Here is an 18,152-nt window from a genome sequence, read left to right as displayed (position 1 = left end):
AGTCTAGGGCACCGCCTGCGCGCGGCAGGCCTTCGCGGAGACCGCGCTCACAGGGACTTCTCCAACGATGTGAAGCGTTGTAAGACGGTGTAACGGGAAGACGCACCCCGCTATGCTGAAACAACTCGCGCGCCCGGCGCTCAGCACACCTCTCCGTGATGTCGCGGACCGCGAACTGACATTCCGGGCGCCCTCGAAAACTGTTGGAGAAGGGCATCACCGTGTCGGAATTGCAGTGGGATGAGATCGATCGGCGCGCGGTGGACACCGCCCGCATCCTGGCAGCGGATGCCGTGGAGAAGGTCGGCAACGGCCACCCCGGGACGGCGATGAGCCTGGCCCCCGCGGCCTACCTCCTCTACCAGCGCGTCCTGCGCCACGACCCGGCCGACACGGACTGGCTCGGCCGCGACCGCTTCATCCTCTCCGCCGGCCACTCCTCCCTCACGCAGTACGTCGAGCTCTACCTCGGCGGCTTCGGCCTCGAGCTCGACGACCTCAAGGCGCTGCGCACCTGGGGCTCGCTCACCCCCGGCCACCCGGAGTACGGCCACACCAAGGGCGTGGAGATCACGACCGGCCCGCTCGGCCAGGGCCTCGCCTCCGCGGTCGGATTCGCCTACGCCGCCCGCTACGAGCGCGGCCTGTTCGACCCGGATGCCGCACCGGGCACCAGCCCGTTCGACCACTTCGTGTACGTGATCGCCGGCGACGGCGACCTGCAGGAGGGCGTGACCAGCGAGGCCTCCTCCCTCGCCGGCCACCAGCAGCTCGGCAACCTCATCGCGATCTACGACTCCAACCAGATCTCCATCGAGGACGACACCAACGTCGCGTTCACCGAGGACGTGGCCAAGCGCTACGAGTCCTACGGCTGGCAGGTGCAGACGGTGGACTGGAAGAAGACCGGCGAGTACGTCGAGGACGTCGCCGAGCTCTACGCCGCGATCGAGGCCGCCAAGGGCGAGACCTCGAAGCCGTCGCTGATCATCCTGAAGACGATCATCGGCTGGCCGTCGCCCGGCAAGCAGAACACCGGCAAGATCCACGGCTCCGCACTCGGCGCCGACGAGCTGGCCGCGACGAAGAAGGTCCTCGGCTTCGACCCCGAGCAGCACTTCGTCGTCGCCGACGACGTCATCGCGCACACCCGCGGCCTCGCCGCCCGCGCCGCCGAGGCCCGTGCCGTCTGGCAGGAGTCGTTCGACGCCTGGGCCGCCGCGAACCCGGAGCGCAAGGCGCTGCTGGACCGTCTCGAGTCCGGCGAGCTGCCGGACGGCATCGCCTCCGCTCTGCCGTCCTTCGAGGCAGGCAAGGAGGTCTCGACCCGCGCCGCCTCCGGCACGGTCATCAACGCCCTCGCCGCCGAGCTCCCCGAGCTCTGGGGCGGTTCGGCGGACCTCGCCGAGTCGAACCTCACCACCATCAAGGACGCGAAGTCCTTCATCCCGTCCGAGTGGTCCACGCACGAGTGGTCCGGCAGCGAGTACGGGCGGGTGCTGCACTTCGGCATCCGCGAGCACGCCATGGGCGCGATCGTGAACGGCATCAAGCTGCACGGCCCGACCCGCCCGTTCGGCGGCACGTTCCTCATCTTCAGCGACTACATGCGCCCCGCCGTGCGTCTGGCAGCGCTGATGGACATCCCGTCGATCTTCGTGTGGACCCACGACTCCGTCGCGCTCGGCGAGGACGGCCCCACCCACCAGCCCATCGAGCAGCTCGCGACGCTCCGCGCGATCCCGAACTTCACGGTGGTGCGCCCGGCCGACGCGAACGAGACCTCGGCCGCCTGGCTGGAGATCGTCCGCCGTCAGGGCGGCCCTGCGGGCATCGCGCTCACCCGGCAGAACATCCCGGTGTTCCCGCGCGGCGTCGACGGCTTCGCCGACACGTCGGGCGTGGCGAAGGGCGCGTACGTGCTCGTCGACGCCGAGAACGGCGAGCCCGACGTGATCATCATCGCGACCGGCTCCGAGGTGCAGCTCGCGGTGAACGCGCGTACGGCTCTCGCTGCCGAGGGCGTCGGCGTCCGCGTCGTCTCCGCGCCGTCGCTGGAGTGGTTCGACGAGCAGGACGAGTCGTACCGCGAGAGCGTGCTGCCGGCGTCCGTCACCGCCCGCGTCTCCGTCGAGGCCGGTTCCGTGCTGTCCTGGCGCGGCATCGTCGGCGACCGCGGACGCTCCGTCGGCATCGACCACTTCGGCGCCTCCGCCGACTACAAGACCCTGTTCGAGAAGTTCGGCATCACGACCGACGCCGTCATCCAGGCGGCACGCGAGACCATCGCGGCCAACATCAAGGAGAACGCATGAGCACCCCGACCTCTCAGCTCCACGACGCGGGCGTCAGCATCTGGCTGGACGACCTCTCCCGCACGCGGATCTCCTCCGGCAATCTGCAGGAGCTCATCGACACGCGCAACGTGACCGGTGTCACGACCAACCCGACGATCTTCGCGAACGCGATCACGAACCCGGATGACACGTCGTATGACGCGCAGGTCTCCGAGCTCGCAGTGTCCGGCGCGAGCGCCGAGGAGGCCGTCTTCGCCGCCACCACGCAGGACGTCGCCGCTGCGCTCGACGTCTTCCGCCCGGTGTGGGAGGCGTCCGGCCACGTCGACGGGCGCGTCTCCATCGAGGTCTCCCCCGACCTCGCGCACGACACCGAGGGCACCGTGGCGCAGGCCAAGGAGCTGTGGGCGAAGATCGACCGCCCGAACCTCCTGGTGAAGATCCCCGCGACGAAGGCGGGGCTGCCCGCGATCGCCGAGGCGATCGGCGCCGGGATCAGCGTGAACGTCACGCTGATCTTCAGCCTGGAGCGCTACGCCGAGGTCATCGACGCGTACCTCACCGGTCTGGAGACGGCCAAGGCCGCCGGCCTCGATCTGTCGACCATCCAGTCGGTCGCCTCGTTCTTCGTGTCGCGCGTCGACACCGAGACCGACAAGCGCCTCGCCGCGATCGGCACCGACGCCGCCGAGGCGCTGAAGAGCAAGGCCGGGCTCGCCAACGCCCGTCTCGCCTACGAGCTGTACGAGAAGACGTTCGCCTCAGACCGCGCGCAGGCGCTGGTCGCCGCAGGTGCGAACCGCCAGCGTCCGCTCTGGGCCTCGACCGGCGTCAAGGACCCGGCACTGCCGGACACCCTTTACGTCACCGAGCTCGTCGCTCCGGGCGTCGTGAACACGATGCCCGAGAAGACCCTCGAGGCGACCTTCGACCACGGCGTGGTCACCGGCGACACGATCACCGGCGGCTACGAGGAGGCCCGCGCCGTCTTCTCCGGGCTCGCCGAGGTCGGCGTCGACTTCGCCGACGTCACCCAGGTCCTCGAGGACGAGGGCGTCGCCAAGTTCATCGACTCCTGGCACGACCTGCTCACCCAGGTCCGCGAAGGGCTTGAGGCGCAGCGATGACATTCGCGATCCACGCGTCGGGCGCAGCCCGAGCGGCGATCGACGAGACCGTCCCCGCCCTGGTCCGCGACCTCATCGCTTCGCGGATCACGGGCGGAGACGCCTCGCTGTGGGGGCCGGATGCCGAGGCCGAGGCGTCCATCCGCCTCGGCTGGGTGGAGGCCGTCTCCGTCTCCCGCCCGCTGGTGGCCGAGGTCGTCGCCCTGCACAAGGAGCTGAAGGCCCAGGGCGTCACCCGCGTGGTGCTCGCGGGCATGGGCGGATCCTCGCTCGCTCCCGAGGTCATCGCGCAGACGGCGGGCGCCGAGCTGACGATCCTCGACTCGACCGCGCCCGGTCAGGTCCTCGCCGCCCTCGACGGCGGTCTCGAGAACACCGTCCTCGTCGTCTCCTCGAAGTCGGGCTCCACCGTGGAGACCGACTCGCAGCGCCGCGCGTTCGAAGCCGCCTTCCGTGATCTCGGCATCGATCCCGCGGGACGCATCGTCGTCGTCACCGACCCCGGCTCCCCGCTGGACGTGTCGGCCCGCGAGGCCGGCTACCGGGTCTTCAACGCCGATCCGAACGTGGGCGGCCGCTACTCGGCGCTCACCGCCTTCGGCCTGGTGCCCTCCGGTCTCGCCGGCGTGGACATCGCCGAGCTGCTCGACGAGGCCGAGGCGTCGCTCCTGCAGGTGGCCGTCGACTCCGCCGAGAACCCTGCGCTGCGACTCGCCGCGGCGATCTCGTCCACGGTGCCGCGGCGCGACAAGCTCGGCCTGATCACCGACGGCACGCACATCAACGGCCTGCCCGACTGGATCGAGCAGCTGATCGCCGAATCCACGGGGAAGGCCGGCACCGGCATCCTTCCCGTCGTCCTCCTCCCGGTCTCCCCCGAGCTCGACGCGAAGCCCGCCGACCTCCAGATCGTGCGGATCGTCGACGACGCGAACGAGTTCCACCTCAGCGAACGGCACGCCGGCGAGGTCCTCGTCAGCGGCACCCTCGGCGCGCAGTTCATCGTGTGGGAGCACGCCACCGCCATCGCAGGGCACCTGCTCGGGATCAACCCTTTCGACCAGCCAGACGTGGAGTCCGCCAAGGTCGCGGCGCGCGGTCTGCTGGACGCGCGCCCGGAGCCCACAGCACCGGCGTTCGTGGAGAACGGCGTCGAGGTCCGCGTCTCCGACGCCTCGCTCGCCGCCAGCGGCACCGTCGAGGGCGTGCTCGACGCGCTCTGGGCGCAGCTGCCGGAGGACGGCTATGTCGCGATCCAGGCGTATGTGAACAGTCTGGAGATGCCGCAGCTCCAGGGCATCCGCGAGCTCGTCGCAGCCGACTCCGGCCGGCCGACGACGTTCGGCTGGGGACCGCGCTTCCTGCACTCCACCGGTCAGTACCACAAGGGCGGGCCGGCCCAGGGCGTGTTCCTCCAGATCCTGGAGCGCACCGACGTCGATCTGGAGATCCCGGACCGTCCGTTCACGTTCGGACAGCTCATCGAGGCGCAGGCCGCCGGCGATGCCGCCGTCCTCGCCGAGCACGGCCGGCCGGTCGTCTCGCTGACGATCACCGATTCCTCGGCCGACGTCCTCACGCTCTTCGAAGCAGCCCAGAAGTAGAAGAAACAGCTGGAGAATCCCCCACCGATGTCTGTTCCCATCTCGCGCGGGCACAACCCGCTGCGCGACCCCGATGATCGCCGTCTCAACAGGATCGCGGGGCCGAGCGCCCTCGTGATCTTCGGCGTGACCGGAGACCTCTCGCGCAAGAAGCTCATGCCCGCCGTCTACGACCTGGCCAACCGCGGCCTCCTCCCGCCCGGGTTCGCACTGGTCGGGTTCGCCCGCCGCGACTGGGAGGACCAGGACTTCGCGCAGGTCGTCTACGACGCCGTGAAGCAGCACGCCCGCACCCCCTTCCGCGAGGAGACGTGGGCCCAGCTGCTCCAGGGCATCCGGTTCGTGTCGGGCGAGTTCGACAACCCCGAGTCGTTCCGCAAGCTCCGCGAGACGGTCGATCAACTCGACGTCGAGCGGGGCACGATGGGCAACCACGCGTTCTACCTCTCGATCCCGCCGAAGGACTTCCCCCTTGTCGCCAAGCAGCTCAAGGAGTCCGGCCTGGTCGGCGAGGAGGGCGACGAGTCCGAGAGCTGGCGCCGGGTCGTCATCGAGAAGCCGTTCGGGCACGACCTCGAATCGGCCCGCGAGCTGAACGCCGTGATCGAGGTCGCGTTCTCACCGGACTCGATCTTCCGGATCGACCACTACCTCGGCAAGGAGACGGTGCAGAACATCCTCGCGCTGCGCTTCGCGAACGAGCTGTACGAGCCGATCTGGAACCGCAACTACGTCGACCACGTGCAGATCACCATGGCCGAGGACATCGGCGTCGGCGGTCGCGCGGGCTACTACGACGGCGTCGGCGCTGCGCGTGACGTCATCCAGAACCACCTGCTGCAGCTGCTCGCGCTGACGGCGATGGAGGAGCCGATCAGCCTGTCCGCCGAGCACCTGCGCGCCGAGAAGGAGAAGGTCCTCGCCGCGGTCACGCTCCCCGAGGACCTCTCGCTGGCCACCGCTCGCGGGCAGTACGCCGGCGGGTGGCAGGGCGGGGAGCAGGTCACCGGCTTCCTCGACGAGGACGGCATGAACCCGCAGTCGGCGACGGAGACCTACGCCGCCATCAAGCTGGAGATCAACACCCGCCGCTGGGCGGGCGTGCCGTTCTACGTGCGCACCGGCAAGCGCCTCGGCCGCCGGGTCACCGAGGTCGCCGTCGTGTTCAAGCGCGCGCCGGAGCACCTGTTCGGCCGCTCGAACGCATCGGAGCTCGGCCAGAACGCCCTCGTCATCCGCGTGCAGCCGGACGAAGGGGTGACCATCCGCTTCGGCTCGAAGGTGCCGGGCAACGGCACCAACGTCCGCGACGTGACGATGGACTTCGGCTACGGGCACGCCTTCACCGAGGCGAGCCCCGAGGCGTACGAGCGCCTCATCCTGGACGTCCTGCTCGGCGACCCGCCGCTGTTCCCGCGGCATGAGGAGGTCGAGCTCTCCTGGAAGATCCTCGACCCGGTGGAGAAGTACTGGGCTGCCGAGGGCGGCCCGGTGGAGCAGTACGCTCCCGGTTCCTGGGGTCCGGCATCCGCCGACGACCTGCTGGCCCGCGACGGACGAGTCTGGAGACGCCCGTGATCATCGACCTTCCCGACACGACCGTCAGCCAGGTCGCGAAGAACCTCGTCAAGGCGCGCGAAGAGGGCGGCGTCGTCGCCCTCGGCCGGGTGCTCACGCTCATCATCTCGGCGCGCAACGGCGTCGCCGAGGCTGCCATCGATGCCGCGAACGACGCCTCCCGCGAGCATCCGATGCGCGTCATCGTGCTCACCACCGGCGAGGGAGAGGCGCGTCTCGACGCGCAGATCCGCGTCGGCGGCGATGCCGGAGCCAGTGAGGTCGTCGTGCTGCGCGCCTACGGCGACGCCGCCAGCAACGAGGAGAGCCTGATCACGGGGCTCCTGCTGCCGGACGCCCCCGTCGTGGCCTGGTGGCCCGAGGAGGCGCCCACCTCGCCGTCGACCTCGCCGCTCGGCCGGATCGCCCAGCGCCGGATCACGGACGCCGCGACCTCAGCCGACGTCCGAGACCGCCTCGCCCTCCTCGACCGCACCCACGCCCCCGGCGACACCGACCTCGCCTGGACCCGCCTCACCCACTGGCGCGAGCAGCTGGCCGCCGTGCTCGATCAGCCGCCGTACGACGAGGTGACGGCCGTCGAGGTCCGCGGCGCGAAGGCGTCGCCGTCGACGGCCCTGCTCGCCGCCTGGCTGCGGATGGCCCTCGACGTGCCGGTGCGCTGGTCGTACGAGGACCCGGAGCACTGGCAGGAGGGCATCAAGTCGGTGCGCCTGACCCGCGCGTCCGGGGACATCCTTCTGGAGCGCCCCATGCCCGGGCTGGCCGTGCTCACGCAGCCCGGTCAGCCGGATCACGACCTGCACCTCCCGCGGCGCACGCTGCGGGAGTGCCTCGCCGAAGAGCTGCGTCGCCTCGACCCGGATGTCCTGTACGGTCGAGTCATCACCGAGGGCTGGGAGAAGCTGGGTCCGCCCGAGACAGGAGCATGATGTCGATGCAGACAGCGTCCGCAGAGAGGCGGGTCGTGGTCGAAGCCACCCCCGCGGCACTGGCAGAGCGGGTGGCGGACAGGTTCCTGTCCCGCCTGCGCGCGCGCACCAGGAACGGCCGCGTCGCGCATGTCGCCCTCACGGGCGGTTCCATGGGCGGCGCCGTCCTCCGGGCGACGCGCGAGCATCCGCGCGCCGGGGAGATCGACTGGTCGCTCGTGCACTTCTGGTGGGGCGATGAGCGCTTCGTCCCGCGCGATCACGCCGACCGCAACTCGCTGCAGTCGCGCGAAGCGCTGCTGGATCACATCGACATCCCCGCCGAGAACATCCACGAGGTGGCGGGGCCGGACACCGGGCTGAGCCTGGACGAGTCGGCCGCCGCCTATGCGGCCGAGCTCGCGCGCTTCGGCGCACGAGGCAACCCGTGGCCTTCATTCGCCGTGTGCTTCCTCGGGGTGGGTCCCGACGGGCACATCGCGTCGCTCTTCCCCGACCGCCCCGAGGTGACGGTGACGGATGCCGCGGCGCTCGCCGTGCGCGACTCCCCGAAGCCGCCGCCGGAGCGGGTGACCCTCACCCGGCCCGTGCTGAACTCGTCCAAGCGCGTGTGGCTGGTGCTCACAGGAGCCGACAAGGCCTCGGCCCTCGGCCTCGCGCTCGCCGGCGCCAGCTACACGAGCGTGCCCGCAGCCGGCGCCAAGGGGCGCAAGCGTACCATCTTCTTCGTCGACGAGGCGGCGGCCGCCGAGGTCTCCTCCGACCTCATCGACCCCGCGTACTGAGGCCGGGCTCTCTCAGGGCCGGCAGGCGCTCAGGACGGGGTGGCACCCGGCTGGTCTCCGCTTCCCCGGGTGATCCCGAGCTCCTGGCTCTCGCTGAGCACCTGCGGATGGAATCGGGCGAGTCCGACGACCCCCCATACGGCGATCGCGCCGGCGATCGCGAAGATCACGAGCACCCATCCCGGTGCGGCGGCGGCCTCGCCGAGCACGACCATGCCGATGAGGACCGCGATCAGCGGATCCACCACGGTGAGGCCGGCGATCACGAGGTCGGGCGGGCCGGAGCTGTACGCCGTCTGCACGAAGTAGGCGCCGACGGCGGATGCCGCGACGAGGGCGATCACGCACACCAGCGTGATCCACTCGAAGTTCGACGCCTCGATGCGCTTGATGACGGCCTTCGCGAGGGTGGCGACGAAGCCGTAGAGCACGCCGGCGCCGATCACGTAGAAGAGCGCGCGCATGCGGTGGCGGAGGATCAGCCAGCAGGCGCCGAGCACGATGATGACGACGAGCAGAACGGCCAGGATCGTGAAGAGCTCGGTGTCGGTGATGTCCTTCTCCACCGCGAAGATCGCGGCGAACGACACGAAGAGGAAGATGCCGCCCACGCAGCAGACGATCGCCGTGATCGACTGCCTGGTCGGCGCGTGTCCGGAGATCCGCGCGTTCAGCAGCGTGGTGATCACCAGGGCGATCGCGCCGAGCGGCTGCACCACGATGAGCGGGGCGAGCGAGAGCGCCGCGAGCTGGCAGACGATCGCGAGACCGAGCATGAGCGTGCCGATGAGCCAGGACGGGCGCAGGAGGAGGCGCTTGACCTGATCGAGGCTCAGCCCCGTCGCCCCGTCGGCGCCGCTGAGGCGCTCCACCTTCTCCACACCGCGGTGCTGATACTGCGCGCCGAGCGACATGAACACCGCGCCGGCGAGGGCCAGCGGGATGCCGAGGAGCAGTTTGGGGTTCTGGAAGACACCGACCAGCTGCTCGGTGACGTCTTCCGCCCCAGTCATCCATACGGAGATGCTCACACTACGACCCTACCTGCCGACCCGCGCCGAGTAGGGTTATGGCGTGGCTGTACTTCCGATTCGCATCATGGGCGACCCCGTCCTGCACTCCCCCGCCTCGCCCGTCGAGGAGATCACGGACGAGATCCGAACCCTCGTCGCCGACATGTACGAGACCATGGACACCGCACCGGGCGTCGGTCTCGCCGCCCCTCAGGTCGGCGTGCCGCTGCGCATCTACACCTACTCGTACGTCGATGACGACGAGCAGCCCTGGCGCGGCGTGATCCTCAACCCCGAGCTGTGGATGACGCCGCTCGAGCCGGGTGACCCCGACCCCGATCTGGAGTCCGAGGGCTGCCTCTCCTTCCCGGGCGAGCGGTTCCCGCTCCGCCGCTCCGACCGGGTGCGCGTCACCGGCGTGGACCTCGACGGCGAAGCGGTGTCGATCGACGTCGACGGCTGGCGGGCCCGCATCATGCAGCACGAGTTCGACCATCTCGACGGCATCCTCTACGTCGACCGCCTCTCCGACGGCGACTGGAAGACCGCGCAGAAGATCTCCCGCAAGCGCGGCTGGGGTCGCCCCGGCGCGAGCTGGATGCCGGGCGTCGACGATCTCGAAGGCTGACAGGCTCTCAGCCGGGTCAAAGGATCCTCGGAGTTGCGGCACAGACTCCGGCCCGGATAGCGTGCTGGAGGCGGGCGCCGTCGCGCCCGCGCACCAAGAGGCTCTGGAGGGGTACCCAATCATGATGAAGCTGCGTACGCGTCGCGCTCTCGCGCTCGCCGGTTCCGCAGTCGCTCTGTCGGTCGCACTGACCGGCTGCAGCGCGCTCAACGGCATCCTCGGCGGTGGTTCGGGAGACGCCGACCGCGACGAGGAGACCGGACAGGTCACCGAAAGCTCGAACATCGACATCTTCTCGCTGAAGGTCGGCGACTGCAAGATGGCCAGCGCGACGGGCATGATCCAGGACGCGGATGTCGTGCCCTGTGACGAGATGCACGACGAAGAGGTCTACTACGAGTTCAAGATGGAGGACGGCGAGTTCTCCGAGGAAGCCGTCGACGCCGCGACCGAGGAGTGCGTCGGCGACGCCTTCACCTCGTTCGTCGGCCTCACCTTCGACGAATCCGTGCTCGAGGTCTACCCGATCACGCCGACCGAGCAGACCTGGAACGAGCTGAACGACCGCGTCATCCAGTGCGTCATCTCGGACCCGGCCGGTCAGGTCGACGTCTCGCTCAAGGGCGCCGCGCGCTGACGCATCCGTCCGGAACAGGGGTCCTGCCTTCGGGCAGGGCCCCTTTCTGCGTCCGACGCGGACGCGAGTCCGACGCGGACGCGACGGCGTCAGGCGCGGATGCGCCGGGTGCGCAGCAGAGTGCGGAGGTACCCGTATCCGACGACCAGGTGCAGCACCGCGCCGATCGCGCAGATGACGCCCCCTGCGGCGGTGGCCAGTTCCGCGCCGGGCAGCAGTCCCAGCCCGATCAGGGCGAGACCGGTCATGAAGACGGCCGTGCGGAACTTGCCCAGGCGCGTCGCCGCCGGCATCCGCTCGGGCTTCGTCAGCAGGTACACGATCCCGAGGCAGAGATCCACGCCCACCACCACGACCGCGACCCAGAGCGCCAGATGGCCGGCGATCACGAAGCCGGAGGCGATCACGGCGACGCCGACGCGGTCCGCGAACGGGTCGAACAGCGCTCCGAAGCGGCTCGTCTGCCCGAGCAGCCGGGCGAGGGTGCCGTCCACCCAGTCGCTCGCCCCGAAGATCACCAGGAGGACGAAGGCGAGCACGGGTTCCGCGCCCTGGACGAGGAGCACGGCGATAGGCACGACCAGGAGCAGACGCAGAAGCGTGATCGCGTTCGGGATCGTCGCCCAGTCGGGCCGGGACCTCGGATCCGCAGAATCAGCAGTCATTCGCCCCTTCGCTCCCTCCATGGTGCACCGAACTGCCAGCGTACCGCCGCGCTCCGGACGGATCGGCGGGACCCGCCATGGCACCGTCATCCCGCGGTGTCAGGCCGGCCGCCGACTCCCCTTGATCAGGCGCCACCAGTGCGTGTCGGCGATGATCGAGCCGACCTTGGTGCCGATGCAGAGGCTCACGAAGATGGCGGGGGCCGAGGACAGCGCCCCCATGTCGAACGACGCCAGAGCGACGAGTCCGACCGTCCCCGGAACCAGCAGCAGGAACGCCGGCTGGAAGGTGATCGTGGCGGGGATCGCGAACGTCGAGCGCTCGATGACACGGGCGAGCACGAAGAGCGCGGCGGCCGTCGCCCCGGTCGCGATCACCGTGCCCCAGAACGGGGCGATGGCGAACAGGAGCGCGTAGGCCACGCTCATCGCGGCGATGCTCACGGCGGTGAGCCGGTAGCCCGCACCGAGCGCGAGGCTGATGCCTACGGCGACGGCGGCGACCCCCACCCAGCCGAAAGCCGCCGGCGGAAGCGACGCCCAGGCGGGCGCCGTGCTGAGGACGCCGGCGACATCGGTGAGCAGCACGGCGGAGTCCTGGTCGATCTCGAGGCCGATGAGAGCGCTGCCCGCGGCGATCCCCGCGGCCATGAAGCTGAGCTGGACCACGCCGTAGACGAGGCGCGAGGCGCCCGTGACCACGTCGGCCGCGGTCAGTTCGAGCAGGGCGTTCGTGATCATCGCGCCGGGGACGAGCAGGGCGATGGGCGCGCAGACGGCGAAGAGCGGCACCGTCGAGTAGCCGAGCACCGCGGCCGATTCGCTCACGAGGACTGTGGAGAGCAGCGCGATGAGGAACGGGATGATCGCGGCGGCGGGACGCACGCGGCTGAGACCCGCGGCGACGCCGCCGACGAGAGCCGCCACCAGGGCGGCCACGATGATCGACCACCACGGGCAGCGGAAGAGCACCGCGAGGCCGCCCGCGAGGAGCGCGTTGCCGACCATCCAGCGCAGCACCGGCATCCGCATCGCCGCGGCTCGGATCCGCGCCTGCTCGGATCCGAGCGCGGTGTCGAGGGTGATCCTGCCGTCGCGGAGGCGGTGCATGAGGCGGCTCACCATCGCCGACTGCCGCGTCGACAGCGAGGAGGCCATCGCCATCCGGAGGATCGGCGCACCCGGACCGGTCGCCGGCGAGACGAAGACCGCTTCGGGAAGGACGGCGAAGGCCAGCTCCTGATCGGGAGCGACCCGATCGCGGATCTCCTCGAGGGTCTCGCGGGTGTCGGTCGCGGAGAAGCCGGCCTCCAGGAGAAGAGACCCCAGTTGCGCGAACTGCGAGGATTCCGTCATCCGCCCAGGCCTTCGTCGACTGTGATGAAAAGGGAGAACCCCCGGCCTTCAGATGAAGGCCGGGGGTCTTGGCTCCCCGGCTTGGACTCGAACCAAGAACCTGCCGGTTAACAGCCGGCTGCTCTGCCAATTGAGCTACCGAGGAATGTGCTCCGCTGCGCGGGCAACTCGTCAATCCTAGCAAACTCCGGAGCGTGGTCGTGACACCGGCCGCGAGCCGGGCGTGTCGAATCCGACGGGTCTCAGGACTGCGAATCCGCCTCGGCATTGGGCGCCCAGAGCAGGTCCTTGCCGACGCCGCGCGCCACCACATGGCCGCCCCGGAGCATGAGCGTCTCCGCGTTCAGTTCGCGGATGAAGTCGGCGTCGTTGGTCACGAGCAGCGCTCCCATCCCCTGCCCGCGCCGCCGCGTGATGGCGCCGAAGACCACAGGGCGGACCTCCAGATCGAGATTCGCGAGGACCTCGTCCGCGATGAGCACCCGAGGGTCCAGGACGAAGGCCCTGGCGATGGCGACGCGCTGCCGCATCCCGGCGCTGAGCTCGTAGGGGAAGCGCGACGCGGTGCCGAGCGGAAGGTGCATCTCGTCGAGGAGCGTCGCGACCCGGATCGAGAGCGCCTTCGTGTTGACGCGCCGGTCGCGGGCGAGGATCGGCTCCGCGATGATCTCGTTGACCGTGAGTCGCGGCGGGAGGCCGGCACCCGCCCCTTGCGGCACATACCCCGCACGATAGGTGAGCAGTCGCTGCCTGCGCCCGGGACGACGCGCGTCGACCCCGCACACCTGGGCGGCGCCGCCGACGATTCTGATGGAGGAGTCGGATGCTCCCGCGAGTGCCGCCACCAGCGTCGACTTCCCGGAGCCGGTCGGCCCCGCGACGCACATGAGGTCGCCCGGGGCGATCGAGAAGGTCACGCCGTCGATGGCGCGGGTCGGCGCACCGTGCCCGATCCGGTCGATCACCAGATCCGAGCAGTCGATCACGTTCGCGGATTCGGGCCGGCGGGACATGCATCCATCCTCTCCCGGGAGGGGCCTGGGCGGCGGTTACGACTCGACGAAGCGCTGACGCTCCACATCGAGGTCGCGCAGCCGCATGCGCAGTGCGCGCCCGCCGTCGGAGTCCGCAGGCACCCGCTGCACGGCGCCGAGCAGCTCCTGCTTCTCGTGCTCGAGGCTGCGCAGGATCAGCCGCCGGGCCAGGTCCGTGGCCGATGCCAGCGCGCCCTCCTCGTCGCGCGCGGGGAACGGGGTCATCAGCAGCTCCCCCGCGAGCGATCGGTACGGCTCCCGCACCGCGTTCACGGCATCCGTCACCCACCCAGGCCGGGTGCGGTCGGAGGCGGCGGCCACGGCCTCGCGCACCGCGTCCAGGCCGGGGGTGCGGAACGGGGAGCCCAGGGCGCGGGACAGCAGCGCCTGATCGACCTGGTGCCCGTACTGCAGGGCGCCCATCAGCGCATCGCGCTCGACGGCCATGTCGGGCGTCCGCGGCAGGCTCGCGAGAGTCACCGCGGCGATCCCCGGGGCGCCGCCGGTCTCGGCCTGCGCATGCTGCTCCGGACGCGGGGAGGCGGGCTGACCGCCGCCGCGGGCCGCACGCTCGACCTCGCCGTGGACCTCCGTCGGATCCATGCCGAGGCGGCGCGCGAGGACGCGCTCGTAGCCGGGCCGCAGCAGGCGGTCGCGGATCTCGGCGACGATCGGCGCCGCCGCTCGCAGCGCACCCACGCGCCCCTCGACCGTCGAGAGGTCGAATCCGGCGAGCTTGCGGTCGAGCGCGAACTCGAACATCGGCACCTTGGCGTCCATGAGGCCGCGGACGGCGGCGTCGCCGCGCTGCAGGCGCAGGTCGCACGGGTCGAGACCGTCAGGGGCCACCGCGACGAACGTCTGCGCGTTGAACCGGTCGTCCTCTGTGAAGGCGCGCAGCGCGGCCTTCTGGCCTGCCTCGTCGCCGTCGAAGGTGAACACCACCTCTCCGGACGCGTTGTCGTCGCCCATCACGCGGCGGAGGACCTTGATGTGCTCGGTGCCGAAGGCCGTGCCACAGGTCGCGATCGCCGTGGTGAGGCCGGCGAGATGGCAGGCCATCACGTCGGTGTAGCCCTCGACGACCACCACCCGCCGCGGGTCCCCCCGCGAGATGTCGCGCTTGGCGAGGTCCAGCCCGTAGAGCACCTGGGCCTTCTTGTAGATCGGCGTCTCCGGCGTGTTCAGGTACTTCGGCCCCTGATCGTCGTCGAAGAGCTTGCGGGCGCCGAAACCGATGGTCTGACCCGACACATCGCGGATCGGCCAGACGAGCCGCCCCCGGAAGCGGTCGTACACGCCGCGCTGCCCGGTGGAGACGAGCCCGGCTGTGGTGAGCTCCTCGCGGGTGAACCCCTGTGCGCTGAGCGCCTTGAGCATCCCGTCCCATCCGCGGGGAGCGAAGCCGACGCCGAAGTGGGCTGCCGCTCCCGCATCGAAGCCGCGCTCACCGAGGAAGCGGCGCGCCGCCTCGGCGTCGGGCGAAAGCAGCTGCGAGCGGAAGAACTCCGCCGCCGCCGTGTTGGCGGCGTACAGGCGGCTGCGGCCGCTCGTCTCCGGCGCCGCTCCGCCGTCCTCGTAGTGAAGGGTGTAGCCGATGCGCCCGGCAAGGCGCTCCACGGCCTCGGTGAAGCTGACGTGGTCCATCTCGCGGAGGAACGAGTAGACGTCACCCGACTCCCCGCAGCCGAAGCAGTGGTAGTAGCCCACCTGCGGACGCACGTGGAAGCTGGGGCTCTTCTCGTCGTGGAAGGGGCAGAGCCCCTTGAGGGAGCCGACGCCGGCGGACTTCAGCGCCACCCTCTCGCCGACGATGTCGGCGATGTTCGTCCGCGCCTTGACCTCGTCGACGTCGGCCTGGCGGATCCGGGGCATCAGCCCGCCCCTTCGGATGCCGCCTGCCGGCCGGCGAGCTCGGGAAGCGGTCGACGCTCCCCGTGCACGCGCGCGCCCGGACGCGCGTGCCGCGGCGTCCAGATGCCGACCTCCGCCGGGTCGATCTCTCCGACGAGACGGTTGTGCCAGTCGATCGCACTCTGGTCGGTGAGGCTCGCGATCTGGTCGACGACCACCCTGGCGCGCTCGGCATCCGTCGCCGCCGCGACGAAGTCGGCCGCGAAGGCGGGCTCGAGCACGTCGGCGCCGGCCGACCACAGCGCGTCGGTCGACCAGAGGGCGTCGGCGAGGCGCTTGAGGACCCTGCGCTGCTCCTTGTAGACGCCCTTGCGCGCGTCGATCGTGACGATGGCCTGCCCCATGATGCCCTTGAGCACCGCGATCTCGGCCTCGACGACGCGCGGGACCACGACGTGCGCGTTGTAGCGGACCAGGGCGCGACCGGGGTAGGCCTCGCGGGTCGCGGACACGGAGGCGCGCGCGAAGCGCCCGATGAAGTCGCTCGTGAGGTTCTTCAGCCGGGCGAGATCCTGGCGAGAGCGGTCGAAGGAGCGCAGCCACATCGGGATCCCGGCAAGCCGGTAGAGCGCATCCGCGAGCTCGTCGCGAGTGAAGTCGTAGCCGACCCACTGCTGGATCCGGTCGATCAGGGCGTCGTGCTCCCGCGGATCGGAGAGCTGGGCGACGTCGACGTAGCCGTTGACGATCGCATCCTCGAAGTCGTGCACGGAGTAGCCGATGTCGTCGGAGAGATCCATGATCTCGGCCTCGATGCAGCGCAGGCGGCCTGGAGCGCCCTCCCGCATCCAGCGGAACACGGCCTCGTCCTCCGGGTACACGCCGAACTTCAGCCGGCCCCCGGGGTCGGGCACGGGACTGTCCACGGTCCACGGATACTTGCAGGTCGCGTCGAGACTGGCCCGCGTGAGGTTCAGGCCGACGGAGCGGTCGTCGTCGTCGAGGACCTTCGCCTCGAGGCGGGTGAGGATGCGCAGGGACTGCGCGTTTCCCTCGAAGCCGCCGATGTCCTCGGCCCATTCGTTCAGCGCCCGCTCGCCGTTGTGCCCGAACGGCGGGTGGCCGAGATCGTGGCTGAGGCAGGCGGTGTCCACGACGTCGGCAGACACCCCGAGCGCGGACGCGAGCTCCCGGCCCACCTGCGCGACCTCGAGCGAGTGTGTCAGCCGGTTGCGGGCGAAGTCTGCCGTGCTCGCCGGGCTCAGCACCTGCGTCTTCGCCGCGAGGCGGCGGAGAGCCGCGGAGTGCAGCACACGCGCCCTGTCACGGGCGAAGTCGTCCCGCTCCGAACGGTGGGTCTCGGCGAAGAAGCGCTCGGCGTCGCGCGGGTCGTAGCCGTCCGTGCGCGGGGTTCCTGAGACCGTCGAAGGATCAGCCGCCACTGTTCTCGATCTCCGCGCCTCGCATCATCTCCGACGTCGACTCGCCGATCTCGCGCGACTCCAGCCACTTGTCGGGCAGCGCCGTGCGCTTCGGCCGGCCGGCGCGACCGCGCTGACCCTCGGCATCCGCTCCGGGATACGGCGCGTCGCGGTCCAGCTGACCGAGCAGATCGTCGATGTCCTGCAGGCTGGACGCCGTGGCGAGACCGGTCCGGATGTCGCCGCCGACCGGGTAGCCCTTGAAGTACCAGGCCACGTGCTTGCGGACGTCACGGCATCCGTGGTCCTCGTCGTCGAAGAACTCGACGAGCAGCTCCGCGTGGCGGCGGAAGGCGTCGGCGACGAAGCCGAGCGTCGCGTCGACCGGTGTCGACTCCGCACCGAAGGCGGCGGCGAGGTCGCCGAACAGCCAGGGACGGCCCAGGCAGCCGCGACCGACGACGACGCCGTCGCAGTCGGTCTGCTCCATCATCCGCACGGCGTCGTCGGCCGACCAGATGTCGCCGTTGCCGAGCACGGGGATGCTGGTGACCGCCTGCTTGAGCTCGCCGATCGCGTTCCAGTCGGCGTTCCCGGAGTAGTACTCCCCCGCGGTGCGCGCGTGCAGCGCGACCGCCGCGGCTCCCGCATCCTCCGCGGCACGCCCCGCCTCGATGAACGTCAGGTGGTCGTGGTCGATCCCCTTGCGCATCTTCACGGTGAGCGGGATGTCTCCCGCGGCCTTGACGGCCTGGGTGACGATGTCGGCGAACAGGCGGCTCTTCCACGGGAGCGCGGCTCCGCCTCCGCGACGGGTGACCTTCGGGACCGGGCAGCCGAAGTTCAGGTCGATGTGGTCGGCGTGGTCCTCGGCGACGATGATGCGCACGGCCTCGGCGATCGTGTGCGGGTCGACCCCGTACAGCTGGATCGATCGCGGAGTCTCCGACTCGTGGTGGCGGATGAGGCGCATGGTCGTCTCGTTGCGCTCGACGAGCGCACGCGAGGTGATCATCTCGCTCACGTAGAGCCCCGCCCCGTACTCGCGGCAGAGCCGGCGGAACGCGGTGTTGGTGATCCCCGCCATGGGCGCGAGCACGACCGGCACGTCGAGATCGATGGGTCCGATGCGGAGGGTTCGTGCGGAGGCGGTGGCGACAGTCATGACTCCTCCATTCTCCCAGACCGCGAGCCGGTGACGGCGCATCGATCTAGGCTGGG

At 70.4% G+C, this 18,152-nt stretch carries 15 protein-coding genes and 1 tRNA gene; 8 read left to right on the top strand and 8 right to left on the bottom strand.

From position 1 onward, the window contains the following. Positions 1-221 precede the first annotated feature (221 nt). From tkt to pgl, 6 genes are read left to right on the top strand one after another with little or no spacing between them, the layout of a single operon-like run. Entirely contained in the window at positions 222-2,315 is a 2,094-nt protein-coding gene (gene tkt, locus G6G98_RS01255) for a transketolase (RefSeq protein ID WP_067353788.1), read from the top strand. Beyond that, positions 2,312-3,424, top strand: coding sequence for a transaldolase (tal, locus tag G6G98_RS01250; RefSeq protein ID WP_067352478.1), 1,113 nt, complete (start codon positions 2,312-2,314; stop codon positions 3,422-3,424). The genes tkt and tal overlap by 4 nt, the downstream gene beginning before the upstream one ends. Continuing rightward, positions 3,421-5,028, top strand: a complete 1,608-nt coding sequence (locus G6G98_RS01245) for a glucose-6-phosphate isomerase (RefSeq protein ID WP_164233840.1) — start codon at positions 3,421-3,423, stop codon at positions 5,026-5,028. Before tal ends, G6G98_RS01245 begins: the two co-directional genes overlap by 4 nt. A gap of 27 nt (positions 5,029-5,055) precedes the next feature. Further along, positions 5,056-6,606, top strand: a complete 1,551-nt coding sequence (zwf, locus tag G6G98_RS01240; RefSeq protein WP_067352485.1) for a glucose-6-phosphate dehydrogenase — start codon at positions 5,056-5,058, stop codon at positions 6,604-6,606. Next, positions 6,603-7,538 carry a glucose-6-phosphate dehydrogenase assembly protein OpcA gene (locus tag G6G98_RS01235; protein ID WP_067352488.1) on the top strand — a complete coding sequence of 312 codons (936 nt, stop codon included), beginning with the start codon at positions 6,603-6,605 and terminating at the stop codon, positions 7,536-7,538. The genes zwf and G6G98_RS01235 overlap by 4 nt, the downstream gene beginning before the upstream one ends. Further along, on the top strand, positions 7,535-8,323 hold the full coding sequence (gene pgl, locus G6G98_RS01230) for a 6-phosphogluconolactonase (RefSeq protein ID WP_067352492.1): 789 nt from the start codon (positions 7,535-7,537) through the stop codon (positions 8,321-8,323). The genes G6G98_RS01235 and pgl overlap by 4 nt, the downstream gene beginning before the upstream one ends. Before the next feature lie 29 nt (positions 8,324-8,352). On the opposite strand, the gene G6G98_RS01225 is transcribed toward pgl, so the two are convergent. Then, the gene (locus G6G98_RS01225; protein WP_067352494.1) at positions 8,353-9,336 is read right to left on the bottom strand and encodes a DMT family transporter; all 984 of its coding nucleotides are present in this window, start codon (positions 9,334-9,336) and stop codon (positions 8,353-8,355) included. Between the two features lie 61 nt (positions 9,337-9,397). Between G6G98_RS01225 and def the strand changes: the two genes are divergently transcribed. Beyond that, positions 9,398-9,964, top strand: a complete 567-nt coding sequence (def, locus tag G6G98_RS01220) for a peptide deformylase (RefSeq protein ID WP_084788293.1) — start codon at positions 9,398-9,400, stop codon at positions 9,962-9,964. Between the two features lie 124 nt (positions 9,965-10,088). Continuing rightward, a complete protein-coding gene (locus G6G98_RS01215) occupies positions 10,089-10,601 on the top strand; it encodes a septum formation family protein (protein ID WP_243841971.1) in 513 nt (170 codons plus the stop codon). An 89-nt stretch (positions 10,602-10,690) separates the two neighbouring features. On the opposite strand, the gene G6G98_RS01210 is transcribed toward G6G98_RS01215, so the two are convergent. The 7 genes from G6G98_RS01210 to dusB form a co-directional block, all read right to left on the bottom strand. After that, positions 10,691-11,266, bottom strand: a complete 576-nt coding sequence (locus G6G98_RS01210) for a CDP-alcohol phosphatidyltransferase family protein (protein ID WP_243841970.1) — start codon at positions 11,264-11,266, stop codon at positions 10,691-10,693. 99 nt (positions 11,267-11,365) lie between these two features. Beyond that, on the bottom strand, positions 11,366-12,622 hold the full coding sequence (locus G6G98_RS01205) for a threonine/serine exporter family protein (protein ID WP_164233842.1): 1,257 nt from the start codon (positions 12,620-12,622) through the stop codon (positions 11,366-11,368). A gap of 69 nt (positions 12,623-12,691) precedes the next feature. Beyond that, positions 12,692-12,767 (bottom strand) — tRNA-Asn (locus G6G98_RS01200). Between the two features lie 97 nt (positions 12,768-12,864). Then, entirely contained in the window at positions 12,865-13,635 is a 771-nt protein-coding gene (locus tag G6G98_RS01195) for an ATP-binding cassette domain-containing protein (RefSeq protein WP_067352509.1), read from the bottom strand. A 36-nt stretch (positions 13,636-13,671) separates the two neighbouring features. Further along, complete coding sequence (dnaG, locus tag G6G98_RS01190) at positions 13,672-15,531, bottom strand: DNA primase (RefSeq protein WP_067352513.1); 1,860 nt, start codon at positions 15,529-15,531, stop codon at positions 13,672-13,674. After that, positions 15,531-16,952, bottom strand: a complete 1,422-nt coding sequence (locus tag G6G98_RS01185; RefSeq protein ID WP_067352516.1) for a deoxyguanosinetriphosphate triphosphohydrolase — start codon at positions 16,950-16,952, stop codon at positions 15,531-15,533. The genes dnaG and G6G98_RS01185 overlap by 1 nt, the downstream gene beginning before the upstream one ends. Further along, the gene (gene dusB / locus G6G98_RS01180) at positions 16,942-18,096 is read right to left on the bottom strand and encodes a tRNA dihydrouridine synthase DusB (protein ID WP_164233843.1); all 1,155 of its coding nucleotides are present in this window, start codon (positions 18,094-18,096) and stop codon (positions 16,942-16,944) included. Before dusB ends, G6G98_RS01185 begins: the two co-directional genes overlap by 11 nt. Positions 18,097-18,152 lie beyond the last annotated feature (56 nt).

The organism is Microbacterium hydrocarbonoxydans, from assembly GCF_011752045.1.
Lineage (GTDB): Bacteria > Actinomycetota > Actinomycetes > Actinomycetales > Microbacteriaceae > Microbacterium.
The sequence above is the reverse complement of the archived record's forward strand: the minus strand, read 5'-3'. Positions and strand labels throughout refer to the sequence as shown.